The sequence below is a fragment of the Humibacter antri genome, assembly GCF_054777235.1.
Genome location: NZ_BAAHAW010000038.1, coordinates 61,678 through 72,962, shown reverse-complemented (window position 1 = coordinate 72,962; position 11,285 = coordinate 61,678). Strand labels below are relative to the sequence as shown.

Below are 11,285 nucleotides of genomic sequence, written 5' to 3'. Positions count from 1 at the left end.
TGATCAGATAGGCATTCTCCGTTTAACTCGCCGACCTCAACTCACCACCCATCGGTGGATCCGGGCTTAAGCACCCCGAACCGCGCGGGGCCGGCTTCGAGTCCGCCGATCACGAGAGCCGTCCACTTGTTCGCCAGCAGTTCGAGCAGGGAGCGACACGGGCACTGCGCCTCGTAGACGTTGTGTACGGCGTGCTTGCCGGTCGGGCATGGCTCCATCCGGTCTCCTCGAGCGTCGGGTGATGGTATCCAAAGGGTAGTGGGTGCCCTTGCGGGTAACCAGTACCGAACCAATACGGTCATGGTCGGGATGGAGAGGCCGTCCCGAAGGAGGAGGCCATGACCGATGACACGATGCGGGCGATCCGCCACGATGTCTATGGCGACTCGTCGACACTGCGAATGATCGAGGCATCCGTCCCCGTGCCGTTGCCCACAGAGGTTCGCGTTCGCGTGCATGCCGCTGGAGTCAACCCGGTGGACTGGAAAACCCGTGAGGGCGGCGGTGTCGGCGGTGTGCCGCGCACGCTGCCGCTCGGCGCAGGCTGGGATGTGTCGGGTGTGGTGGACGCCGTCGGCTTCGGTGTCACGACGCTGAAGCCCGGCGATGAGGTCTACGGCATGCCGCGGTTCCCACACGAGGCCGGAGCGTACGCCGACTATGTGACGGCTCCGTCGCGTCACTTCGCACGCAAGCCGCGGACGATCGGCCACGTGCAGGCGGCCGCCCTGCCGCTGGCGGCGCTGACGGCCTGGCAGGCGCTGGTCGATACCGCCGACGTGCAGCCGGGTCAGCGTGTTCTCATCCATGCTGCGGCGGGAGGAGTCGGGCACCTCGCTGTGCAGATCGGCGTCGCTCGGGGAGCGCATGTGATCGCCACCGGCAGCGCTGCACGCGAGCAGTTCCTGCGCTCGCTCGGGGCCGCGGAGTTCGTGGACTACTCGGCCGTCCGCCTCGAGGAGCTCGATGCGGTGGACATCGTGCTTGACCTGGTCGGCGATCGCGAGGCCACAGGGCTGCCGTCCATCGGCATCGTGAAGCGCGGCGGACTGTACATCGGCGTACCCGGCGGCATCCGGCCAGAGGTGGCGGCGGCCGCCGAGGCTCGGGGCGTGCGCACCACCGGGATTCTCGTCGAGCCGGATCACACGGCACTGACCTCGATCGCCCAGCTGGTGGAGAGCGGTACGCTCCGCGTCGCGGTCGAGAAGACGTTCCCGCTCGAGCAGGCGGGAGCGGCTCAGGATGCCGTGGCCGCCGGCCACACTCAGGGCAAGGTCGTCATCGAGGTGGCCGAATGAGCGGTCAGCTGGTGGAGATCCGTCGATACGTGGCGCATCCGGGGAGGCGCGGTGCACTCGCGGACTATATGGATCGTGTGGTCATCCCTTTTGTGAGAGCGCACGGTGTGCAGGTGACTGCGTCGCTCGTCGACCAGAATGATGCCGACGCCTACATCTGGATCCGTTCGTTCCAGGACGAGGACGATCGGGTGGAGAAGTATCGGATGATCTATCAGGACCCCGAGTGGGTGGGCGATATCGAGCCGGTCGTGCGCGAGTTGATGGACTTCGAGCGGGCCGTCATCGCCACGGCGACTCCGACGGTGGCCATCGCCTGAGGAGGCAGGGCGCCAGCGGTACTTGTGGAAACGCGAGTCGGTCCGGGCGGCGCCGAGGCTTGGGGTGATTGGCCGGTCCCTTGCCCGGCCTTCTGCCCAGCATGGCTTTCGTGCGGAACCGGCACAGACATCCGCCGATCGGTGGACGTGCTTTCACACGCCGGTTCAGCTCATCGGCGGAATCCCCACCTGCCTCCGCGCCGTCACGCTTGGTCAGGTACCGAGTCGATGAACATCTACAAGACGGAGACCTCCGTCGGAACATGGAGCAGAGATGAACCTGGGAGCCGCCCTTTCTGGAATCGTGCTTGCGGCCACCGTGCTGAGCGCCACCGGCGTCGCTGCGGCGTCAGCCGCAACTCCCACCACCAACGGTCACGGCGACCAAGCGGGCAGTGCGCAGCTCACTCAGGGTTTCAACGTAGTGAATCTGTCGAGCCATCCGATGGTCTACACGGGAGCTCATGTACCCAAGGACCACCACGGCAGCCTGCAGAGCGCGCCGCCCGTCGATGCCGTCCTGGAACCCGGTGCCACCCAGCATTTCGAGGAGACGTACGAGTTCTCGCAAGCCACCGAGGTGCAGGTCGACTACGTGCAGGCCGCGGCCGACGGGCATAGTCAGGACTGGACCAAGGATGTCGTGTCATTCGATCTGAAGATCACGACCTTGGACATCGCCGAGTCCGACGCCGGCTACATCGGCAGTGCGGGCTCCGATGTCATCCCGGCCGCGGACTTCTCCACGCTGACCATCTCCGATCGCCCGGGCAGCACGGTGACCTACGGCCCCAGTCAACGGCTGGCGGCTGCCGGCATGCTGGACAGCTTGTGCCAGAACTCGACCCAGGCGACCTGCAGGTTCGTGCCCAGCACCGACAACGACACCGGCACCATCTGGTCGCCGGAACAACGGCTGGCGGCACGTACTCAGCAAACGCCCTCCGGCACCGACCTGCAGGCGTTCGTGTTTCAGGTGTTCAGCACGAGCGACAATCTCGGGCTCGACGTGAGCCGTGATCCCCGGGTTTTCGACGCGGTCGACGCCGCGGTCGCGAACTCCTTCCACTCCGCCTGGTCGAACACCGGGATATTCCCGGCCGTCTACTCGCACCCAGTCGCCGCCGGCACCCAAGGCGAAATCGAGGGTCGGGTACCGGTCGAGGAAGCCACCGGCGATCTCGTCGTCACCATGGGCAATACGACCTTCCGTGTGCAGGACGTCGTCTTCGACCACCCCATGCTCGGCCAGCCCATTCAGTACAGTTACATCGCCACCCCGGAAGGGCATTGACCTCCGCGTCGGCTAGGTCTGTCGGCTCTGGCGGGCAGGCGAGGGAGATGTGGGAAGAGCACGGGGGATAGGTTCGACGCATGACGGTGCGTTCAGAGGTCTCGTGGGAGTTGGATGGCGTCACGATGGAGGGCACCCTCGTCAGACCCGATGGCGACGGACCGTTCCCTGCAGTGGCATTGGTGGCGGGCAGCGGTCCCACCGATCGCGACTGGTGCTCGCCGCTCCTGCCCGGGACCGATGGAAGCGGACGGATGTTCGCCGAAGCGTTCGCGGAGCACGGCATCGCGTCGATCCGCTACGACAAGCGCGCATCCGGCCCGCACGTGATGGAGAACCTGCCGCAGCTCACCGGCAAGATGAGCATGCAGTCGCACCTCGACGAACTCGTCGCCGCCGTGCGCGTTCTCGCCGAGCAGGACTACGTCGATCGCTCCCGTGTCGTCGGCATGGGCAACAGTGAAGGATGCCTGCACGTGATGCACTACGCGACGAGCGAGCATCCGACGCCCTTCGCCGGCGTGATTCTGGCTGCTCCTCCCGGTCGTCCGGTCGGCGACGTTCTGCTTTCGCAGCTCGCCCTGCAGTCGAGCCGGGTTCCCGGTGGAGCTGAGCTGATGCCCAAGGTCGAGGAGGCCGCCGAGCGGTACTCCGCCGGCGAGCCGATGGATCTCGACCCCGCGATCCCGGAGAGCGTGCGGCAGGTGCTGAGCAGCTTCGAGGCGCCGGCGAACCTGCCGCTCGCCCGCGAACTGTGGACGGAATCCGCGACGGATGACATCGCCGGGCTGCGAATCCCCGTGCTGGTGCTGATCGGCGGCAGGGACGTGCAGGTGGGCCTGCACGCCGACGGCGACCCGCTGCAGCAGGCGGCGCACGGGATGGCGAACGTGGCGTTCGCATTCCCGTCGGACGCGAACCACGTCTTCAAGCACGACGTACGCAGCCCGGCGGAGGTGGCGGCCGCACCGGGGAACGGATACAACGCGCCCGGAACGCGCCTCGATCCGGAGAGCCTGCGCACGATCCTCGCCTGGCTGGATGCCGTCGTCGGGCCGTTGCCCGCGGCCGGGTCGTAGCCCGTGGTCGGGTCGTAGCCCACTACGTGCTCAGGCCGGCTCGCCCGCCGTGCGTCGCGCCTCGTCGAGATAGGAGTATGCGGTCACGCGTGAGATGCCGAGACGCACGGCGATCGTCTCGACCGACTTGCGCATCTGGGTCGCGCCACGGGCATCCAGTCGCTGAAGCACTCCGATCTTGTCGTCGCGCGACATCTGATTGACCGGCTTTCCGACCTCGCGGATGGCCTCGGTGATCATGGTGTCCATCACCGAGACGAGATCGCGGCCGAAGTACTCGTCGGGTGCAGCCGAAGGCTCATCCGCCTGCGCGGGCAGCAACGCGTCGAGCAGGAACCGGGCCTGCTGCACAGCGCTGAGGTCGACATTGATGCAGAGCGCCGCGATGATGCGGCCCTCGCGGTTGCGGAAGTACGCGCTGGAGCAGCGCAACTCGCGGCCGTCGCTCGTGAAGCCGCGATAGCCGAAGGCGTCGTGATCACCGAGCGGATCCTTCTGCACCTCGAGCCCGATACTGGTCGAGGGGCCACCGACCTCACGCCCCGTGACATGGCCGTTCTCGATGGCGGCGATCGTGTGCCCGAGGTCGACATCAGACCCGTCCAGGTTGTGCAGCACGACCTCGCACGACGGCCCGCCCGCGGTGGCGATGGCGTGCATCACCGGACGAAAAGTGGCGAGCACCTCGTCGGCACTCTCGAACGTGCCGGACGCGAGCATGAACTCTCCTTCGGGTGGCGGGGGACGAACCGGATGCTCGCCACACTACCTCGCTGAACAAAACGTTAACCAAGTAGACATTATGTTCAGATGGCGCTACTTTAGCTCTCGAACCGCACTCACGCCAGGTTCAGGAGTAAGGAGGCTCTGATGACCCAGGCATCCGGCGGCACTCTGCCCGCCCGAAGCACGCTTTCCGCCAAACAAAGACGGATGATCGCGGGCGGTGCCATCGGCACGCTCATGGAGTACTACGACTACTACCTGTACGGTCTCGCATCGGCAGCCGTCTTCCCCGTCGTGTTCTTCTCCGGCAGCGACCCGGTCATCGGCCAGCTCGAGTCGTTCGCGACATTCGCCGTTGGATTCTTCCTCCGGCCCGTCGGCGGCATCATCTGGGGCATCGTGGGCGATCGAGCCGGGCGCAAGACGGTGCTCATGATCACCGTGGTGGGCATGGGGCTGGCGACGACCGGCATCGGCCTCATTCCCTCGGATGACACGATCGGAGTCGTGGCACCCCTACTGCTGTTGTTCTGCCGGATGCTCCAAGGATTCTTCGTGGGCGGCGAGATGGGCGGCGCGGCGACCATGGTCATCGAGAACGCGCCGACCGGAAAGCACGGCCTGTACGGGGCGTTCCTGATCTGCGGCGCGGGAGTGGCCAACATCGTGTCGGGCGGGCTGATGGCCGCGCTCGGTCTCACCGCATCGTCGTGGTTCCTCACGTGGGGGTGGCGACTTCCGTTCGTCTTCTCCATCGTCTTGGCGATCGTGGCCATCCTGTTGCGGCGCAAGCTCACGGAATCCGAAGAGTTCACCGCCACCCAGGCGCTGCAGCTCCAGGCGACCGGCAAGAAGGCGAACCCGCTGGTCGAAGCGTTCCGGCACCCGAAGAACGCCATCATGGGCATCCTGATCGGTCTCCCGCAGTCCATCGCGGGCTACGTCGTACTGACGTACGGGCTTGCGTTCATGGTGGGCGACAAGCACATCCCGGCATGGATGGGCTTCGCCGGAACCATGATCGTGGGCGTGCTGCAAGTGTTCGTCGCTCCCGCCTGGGGAGCGATCTCCGATCGGATCGGGCGCCGAACGGTCTACATCATCGGATGCGTCGGCTTCGCGTGCATGGTCTACCCGAGCTTCATGTTGTTCAGCACGGGCAACATGTGGCTGATCTGGCTCGGCCAGATTCTCGGATTCGTGCTGTTCGGTGTCGCGATGCAGGCGATCCTGTCGACGATGCTGGTGGAGATGTTCGACCCGGAAGCACGCACGACCGGTGTGAACATCGGTTACCAGATCTCGAACACCCTCGGAGGCGGACTCGCGCCGTTCATCTGCGTCGCGCTCGTGGCCGCGGCAGGCGGCGCGATCTGGCCCGTGGTCATCTATGCCGCTCTGATCTCGGCCGTCGGAGTGATCGCGACGTTGGTCGCATCGGTGCGACCAGATGTCGAGGGCGCCGGCCGGCTGCACGCTCTGGCCGCGACAGAGAAGCTCGCGACGCCTGCAAAGGTTCCGGCGAGCTGACCGGCGCCGCTGGTTGGGTCTGCACCGCTGGTTGAGCTTGTCGAAACCAGTCCGCCCCAGCGTGCGGCGGTTTCGACAAGCTCAACCGGCGGCCTTTCGGGGGTACTCGACCAGGGGTTTCGACAGGCTCAACCGGCGGGTTCGGGGTACTCAACCAGCGGGCTCGGGGGTGCGCAATCGGTGGGAGGCGGCCAACACGCTCAGCGAAGCAGCGCGGCGAGGGCGGGCAGCTGCTCAGGGTCTTCGAGTGCGGAGCCGACGGCGACCACGCGCACACCGGCGTTCAGGAAGGAGGGGGCGGTGGAGGCATCCATTCCGCCCGTGGCCACGAAGGTGGCCTGTGGGAACGGGCCGCGCATCGCGTCGAACCATCCGGTGCCGAGCAGGGATGCCGGGAACGCCTTCAGCCAGGTCAGACCCTCCTTCAGGGCGGCCTGCACCTCGGACGCCGTCGCCACGCCGGGCAGCGCGGGCAGACCCGCCTCGTGCGAGGCGCGGACGACCTCGACGTCGAAGCCGGGGCTCACTGTGAAGGCGGCACCGGCATCTTTCGACTGGCGCACATGCTCCGGAGTGATCACGGTGCCCGAGCCGACGACGAAGCCGCGGTCGTGTGCGGCCTCCGCCACGACGCGCAACGCCTCCACATCGGTGGGCGTCTGCACCGGGAGCTCGACGGCTTTGATGCCGAGATCCCATGCGGTGGTCGCGACGTTCAGGCTGCGTTCGACGCCCATGCCGCGCAGGATGGCCATGAGCGGCACGCCCTGGAAGAGGTCGCCGAAAGCTGAGTTGTCTGTCATGTGGGGCATCCGCCTTTCATCGAGAAGCGTGGGTCTCAGCCGAATCGGATGCCGGCTGTTCCGGTACGAAGTCGCTGGTGGACTGCAGCACGAGGTGTGCGCGTTCGTGGCCCGCGCGCAGCCTGTCTTCGGAGGCGACACCGTTCAGGAACGCGGCGAGGTAGCCTGCGGCGAACGCGTCGCCTGCGCCGACCGGCTCCACCACGACGGTGGGGATGGCCGGAACGAATGTCTCGACGTCGCAACCGCCCCGTCGCTCGAACTCGGTGGCGCCGACGTCGCCGTCTTTGACGACCAGTCGTTCCGGCTCGGGGATCAACGCGCGCACCTCGGCCGCGGTGTCGCATCCCCAGAGCGCATTCGCCTCATCGAGCCCGACGAAAACGAGGTCGGTGCGCCGGGCGAGTTCGAGCAGCAGTGGAGCCGCGGCCCCGGGCTCCCAGAGCGGCGCCCGATGGTTCACGTCGAAGCTCAGCACGCCCTCGCTGCCCGAGACGCGCTCGACGAGGGCGTCGATGAGGGCGGCGCACTCCGCCGAGAGCGCCGGGCTGATGCCGGAGATGTGCACCACTTCCGCCTGCTCCAGCGGAACGTCGGCGATCGATTCGGCCGTCATGCACGACGCTGCCGAACCGCGACGGTAGTAGAGCACGCCGTTGCCAGGGTCTTTGAAGTACACGCCCGTCGGGGCGTGCTGGTCGACGACGACCCAGCCGACATCGACGCCGCGCTCCGCGACCTCCCGGCGCACCCGCTCGCCGAGCGCGTCGTCGCCGACCGCGCTGACCCAAGCGCTTCGGATGCCCAGCGCCGCCGCGTGCATCGCCACGTTCGATTCCGCACCACCGACGTGCAGCCGCAGCTCGTTCGCCGTGGCGAGCGGTTCGGCATGCGCGGGGGTGATCATCGCCATGGTCTCGCCGACGGCGATGAGGCGCGGACGCAGATGACCTGCTGTCGACGGCGCGGGGGAGGGCATGCGTCCAGTCTGAGCAATGAGTGCGTGAGCTGCAACATGCGTTGTAGTATTTGCACGACCTCACCGCCGGTTGAACTTGTCGAAACCAGTTGGATCGGGAGTTTGGCCGGGTTTCGACAGGCTCAACCGGCGGGAGTTCGGCCGGGTTTCGACAAGCTCAACCGGCGGGAGCAAGAGCGATGACGGCGACGGAAAGGAACACGATGACGGAACGGCTGCGGCTCGACGAACTCGACAGCGAGCGCCTCACCGCCCGCGACAAGGGTGTTCCGACGCGGGCGATCGGCATGAGACCGGCCGAATTCCTTGCGACCGAACCGCGGCTCGGCGAGTTCTGGACACCACTCGTCGTGCTCGACGACGCGGCGATGCGTCACAACGCGACCACGATGAGCGACTGGATGAAGGCACGCGGCCTTCACCTCATGCCGCACGGCAAGACGACGATGGCGCCCGCGTTGTGGCAGCGGCAACTCGACACCGGGTCGCTCGGCATCACGCTCGCCACGATGGGCCAGGTGCGCACGGCCCGTTCGTTCGGTCTCGACTCGATCATGCTCGCGAACTCCGTCGTCGATCCGCGCTCGCTGGCGTATCTCGCGGCCGAACTGGCGGATCCCGCCCTTCGGTTCGTGTGCTGGGCGGACTCCGTCGACACCATCGTCGCGATGGAGGAGACCCTGCTTGCCGTCGCGCTGGCGCGCCCCGTGGACGTCTGTGTCGAGCTGGGCATGCCCGGGGGGCGCACTGGTGCACGTGGTGTCAAGGAGGCGACGGCGATCGCCGAGCGTGTCGCATCCTCGACGGTGCTCCGGCTCGCCGGTGTCGCCGGGTACGAGGGCAGCCTGGCCCACGACCGTTCTACGGCCGGGGTGGGCGTCGTGCGCGAGTACCTGATGCGGCAGATCGAGCTGCATGCCGGCATCCAGCGGCTGTATGACGATGGGGATGTCTACGTCACGGCCGGCGGCAGCGCGTACTTCGACCTCGTCGCCGACGTGTACGCACAGGCCGGCGCGAGTGCGGATGCTCCGCCCCGGCCCGGCGGCGGACACACACTGTTCACGCTGCGATCGGGTGCATACCTCATTCACGACGATGGGTTCTATCGAGGCATCTCGCCGTTCGATGAAGCCGCTCCTGCCGCCGAAGGGCCGCGGCTGCGTCCGGCCATGCGCGGGATCGCGCGGGTGGTGTCGCATCCGGAACCCGGTCTTGCGTTGCTCGACGGCGGAAAACGCGACTTTCCGTACGACGAGGGACTTCCGGTGCCGCGCGAGGTGGCGGCCGACCTCGGCCAGGAATGGTCGCCGTTGACGGATGCCTCGGTGACGGCGTTGAACGACCAGCACGCGTTCCTGCGATGGGGCCGTGATGGCGTCTCGGATGCTTCGGCTCCCAGCGGATTCGGGCCGGCGGGAGTGCCGCGCGCTGTCGCCCCGATCGGATCCGTGGTCGCGCTGGGGCTTTCGCACCCGTGCACGGCATTCGACAAGTGGCGGGTGCTGCCCGTGGTGGATTCGTGGGATTCCGGACGGGTCGTCGAACTGGTGCGCACGTACTTCTGATGGGGATCGACTCGGAACGGATCGTGCTGCGCGGCGGCGCTGTTGTCGACGCGCCGGCCGACGACACCATCGGGGAGGAAGGCGCCGGAACGAAACCACCGCGCCTGGCGGACGTCGCGATCGAACGCGGTGTCATCGTTGCGGTGGGCGATGTCGAACCACGAGCAGGCGACCACGTCATCGACTGCGGCAGACGACTCGTGCTACCGGGTTTCGTCGACGCGCATTCGCACGCAGACGCTCTGCTGGCCGACGAGCAGGTGCAGCGCGCCCTGCTGAAGCAGGGTGTCACGACGGTGATCGCGGGCCAGGACGGCGTCTCGTACGCGCCGGGCGACGGCACGTACGCGGCGGAGTACTTCGCCGCGATCGACGGTGCGCATCCGACCTACCGCGGCGGCGGGGTGGCGGGATATCTCTCGGGCGTGGGCGGTGCATCACGGCTGAACGCCGCCTACCTTGTTCCCGCCGGCACCGTGCGCTTCCAGGTGTGCGGGCGCTCCCAAGAGCCCGCGACGCCCGACCGGCTGAAAGACATGATCGAGCTGGTCGCGCAGGGGATGCGCGAGGGCGCGGTCGGACTGTCCACGGGACTGGACTACGTGCCGGGAGTGTTCCAATCGACCGAGGAGATCGCCGCGCTGTGCGAGCCAGTAGCGGCCGCGGGGGGTGTCTACGTCAGTCACATGCGCGGCGGGTACGAGGCGAACGCGAGTGCGGGCATCCATGAGATGCAGCGCATCGCGGAGCTCGTACGCGAACGCACCGGCCATGCCCTTCCGGTGCACGTCTCGCACTTCCACGCCGACGCCGACATCGTGCTGCGCCAGCTCGACGAACTGGCACAGACGGGAACGGATGCCACGTTCGACGCCTACCCGTACACTCGCGGTTGCAGCCTGCTCGGCATGCCGCTACTGCCGCCGGAACTGTCGGTGCACACGGTCGACGAGGTGGTGCATGCGCTCGGCGACCAGGAGGAGCGGGATCGGCTGCGCCGGGAATGGTTCCCGCGCGTTGCGCAGAACGCGAGCCTAGGACCGGACTGGCCGCACATGCTCACGCTGGCACATCTTGCCGCGCCGAAGCTCGCGTGGGCGCATGGGCTCACGATCGCCGAAGCGGCGCAGCGGGCCGGAGCCGATCCGGTCGACTTCGCGCTCGACGTGCTGCTGGAGTGCAGGCTGGAGGCCAACGTGGTCATGGCGGTTCGGCACGCGCGCCCGATCAGCGAGTTGGCGCGCATCTTCTCGCACCCGAACCACCTGGGCGGATCCGACGGGATCTTCATCGGTGCACGCCCACACCCCCGCACACGCGGAACGTTCGCTCGATTCCTGCGCGAGTACGTGCGGGAGACCGCCAGTTGGACGTGGCCGGACGCCGTACAACACCTCTCGCACGGCGCCGTCACGCGTTTCGGGCTCGGCGATCGCGGAGTCGTGCGCCGGGGTGCGGTGGCCGACCTGATCGTCGTCGATCCTCGCAGGGCGGCCGACACCGCCACGTACGAGGAGCCGCTGCGCGAGGCTGTCGGCATCGACGACGTTCTCGTCGCCGGGGTTCCGGTGCTGGCGGGTGGAGAGCTGACGGATGCCCGTCCCGGCAGGGGCCTGAAGCGCACGTCGAGTGCCTCCGCAGTCGCTCCCGCTGCGCTGCGCGACGTCGAGGGCGGGAGGTGATCG

11 protein-coding genes are annotated in these 11,285 nt (G+C 67.5%); 7 read left to right on the top strand and 4 right to left on the bottom strand.

What is annotated here, in order from left to right:
- Positions 1–41 precede the first annotated feature (41 nt).
- On the bottom strand, positions 42–218 hold the full coding sequence (locus tag ACYVDK_RS14805) for a winged helix-turn-helix transcriptional regulator (RefSeq protein WP_460523086.1): 177 nt from the start codon (positions 216–218) through the stop codon (positions 42–44).
- Between the two features lie 120 nt (positions 219–338).
- Here ACYVDK_RS14805 and ACYVDK_RS14800 point away from each other — a divergent pair, with 120 nt between their 5' ends.
- From ACYVDK_RS14800 to ACYVDK_RS14785, 4 genes are all read left to right on the top strand, one after another.
- Positions 339–1,301, top strand: a complete 963-nt coding sequence (locus ACYVDK_RS14800; protein ID WP_460523084.1) for an NADP-dependent oxidoreductase — start codon at positions 339–341, stop codon at positions 1,299–1,301.
- On the top strand, positions 1,298–1,621 hold the full coding sequence (locus ACYVDK_RS14795; protein ID WP_460523082.1) for a hypothetical protein: 324 nt from the start codon (positions 1,298–1,300) through the stop codon (positions 1,619–1,621). Before ACYVDK_RS14800 ends, ACYVDK_RS14795 begins: the two co-directional genes overlap by 4 nt.
- Positions 1,622–1,895: 274 nt before the next feature.
- On the top strand, positions 1,896–2,915 hold the full coding sequence (locus ACYVDK_RS14790; RefSeq protein WP_460523080.1) for a hypothetical protein: 1,020 nt from the start codon (positions 1,896–1,898) through the stop codon (positions 2,913–2,915).
- Between the two features lie 80 nt (positions 2,916–2,995).
- On the top strand, positions 2,996–3,994 hold the full coding sequence (locus ACYVDK_RS14785; protein ID WP_460523078.1) for an alpha/beta hydrolase: 999 nt from the start codon (positions 2,996–2,998) through the stop codon (positions 3,992–3,994).
- Between the two features lie 30 nt (positions 3,995–4,024).
- Here the strand turns inward: ACYVDK_RS14785 and ACYVDK_RS14780 are convergent, their stop codons facing one another.
- On the bottom strand, positions 4,025–4,714 hold the full coding sequence (locus ACYVDK_RS14780) for a helix-turn-helix transcriptional regulator (protein WP_460523076.1): 690 nt from the start codon (positions 4,712–4,714) through the stop codon (positions 4,025–4,027).
- A gap of 150 nt (positions 4,715–4,864) precedes the next feature.
- Here ACYVDK_RS14780 and ACYVDK_RS14775 point away from each other — a divergent pair, with 150 nt between their 5' ends.
- Positions 4,865–6,250 (top strand): MFS transporter, encoded by a 1,386-nt coding sequence (locus ACYVDK_RS14775; protein WP_460523074.1) that lies wholly within the window; start codon positions 4,865–4,867, stop codon positions 6,248–6,250.
- Positions 6,251–6,450: 200 nt separating this feature from the next.
- On the opposite strand, the gene ACYVDK_RS14770 is transcribed toward ACYVDK_RS14775, so the two are convergent.
- The gene (locus ACYVDK_RS14770; protein ID WP_460523072.1) at positions 6,451–7,053 is read right to left on the bottom strand and encodes a bifunctional 4-hydroxy-2-oxoglutarate aldolase/2-dehydro-3-deoxy-phosphogluconate aldolase; all 603 of its coding nucleotides are present in this window, start codon (positions 7,051–7,053) and stop codon (positions 6,451–6,453) included.
- Between the two features lie 16 nt (positions 7,054–7,069).
- Positions 7,070–8,032: a sugar kinase gene (locus ACYVDK_RS14765; RefSeq protein WP_460523069.1), complete on the bottom strand. Its 963-nt coding sequence runs from the start codon at positions 8,030–8,032 to the stop codon at positions 7,070–7,072.
- A 203-nt stretch (positions 8,033–8,235) separates the two neighbouring features.
- Here ACYVDK_RS14765 and ACYVDK_RS14760 point away from each other — a divergent pair, with 203 nt between their 5' ends.
- Positions 8,236–9,600, top strand: coding sequence for a type III PLP-dependent enzyme domain-containing protein (locus ACYVDK_RS14760; protein ID WP_460523067.1), 1,365 nt, complete (start codon positions 8,236–8,238; stop codon positions 9,598–9,600).
- Positions 9,600–11,282, top strand: coding sequence for an N-acyl-D-amino-acid deacylase family protein (locus tag ACYVDK_RS14755; RefSeq protein WP_460523065.1), 1,683 nt, complete (start codon positions 9,600–9,602; stop codon positions 11,280–11,282). The genes ACYVDK_RS14760 and ACYVDK_RS14755 overlap by 1 nt, the downstream gene beginning before the upstream one ends.
- Positions 11,283–11,285: the final 3 nt, after the last annotated feature.

Bases quoted from the DNA above. Each gene is read 5' to 3' on its own strand.
- ACYVDK_RS14790 (WP_460523080.1), top strand. From the start codon at position 1,896: ATGAACCTGGGAGCCGCCCTTTCTGGAATCGTGCTTGCGGCCACCGTG.
- ACYVDK_RS14805 (WP_460523086.1), bottom strand. From the start codon at position 218: ATGGAGCCATGCCCGACCGGCAAGCACGCCGTACACAACGTCTACGAG.
- ACYVDK_RS14785 (WP_460523078.1), top strand. From the start codon at position 2,996: ATGACGGTGCGTTCAGAGGTCTCGTGGGAGTTGGATGGCGTCACGATG.
- ACYVDK_RS14765 (WP_460523069.1), bottom strand. From the start codon at position 8,032: ATGCCCTCCCCCGCGCCGTCGACAGCAGGTCATCTGCGTCCGCGCCTC.
- ACYVDK_RS14780 (WP_460523076.1), bottom strand. From the start codon at position 4,714: ATGCTCGCGTCCGGCACGTTCGAGAGTGCCGACGAGGTGCTCGCCACT.
- ACYVDK_RS14770 (WP_460523072.1), bottom strand. From the start codon at position 7,053: ATGACAGACAACTCAGCTTTCGGCGACCTCTTCCAGGGCGTGCCGCTC.
- ACYVDK_RS14800 (WP_460523084.1), top strand. From the start codon at position 339: ATGACCGATGACACGATGCGGGCGATCCGCCACGATGTCTATGGCGAC.
- ACYVDK_RS14775 (WP_460523074.1), top strand. From the start codon at position 4,865: ATGACCCAGGCATCCGGCGGCACTCTGCCCGCCCGAAGCACGCTTTCC.
- ACYVDK_RS14760 (WP_460523067.1), top strand. From the start codon at position 8,236: ATGACGGAACGGCTGCGGCTCGACGAACTCGACAGCGAGCGCCTCACC.
- ACYVDK_RS14755 (WP_460523065.1), top strand. From the start codon at position 9,600: ATGGGGATCGACTCGGAACGGATCGTGCTGCGCGGCGGCGCTGTTGTC.
- ACYVDK_RS14795 (WP_460523082.1), top strand. From the start codon at position 1,298: ATGAGCGGTCAGCTGGTGGAGATCCGTCGATACGTGGCGCATCCGGGG.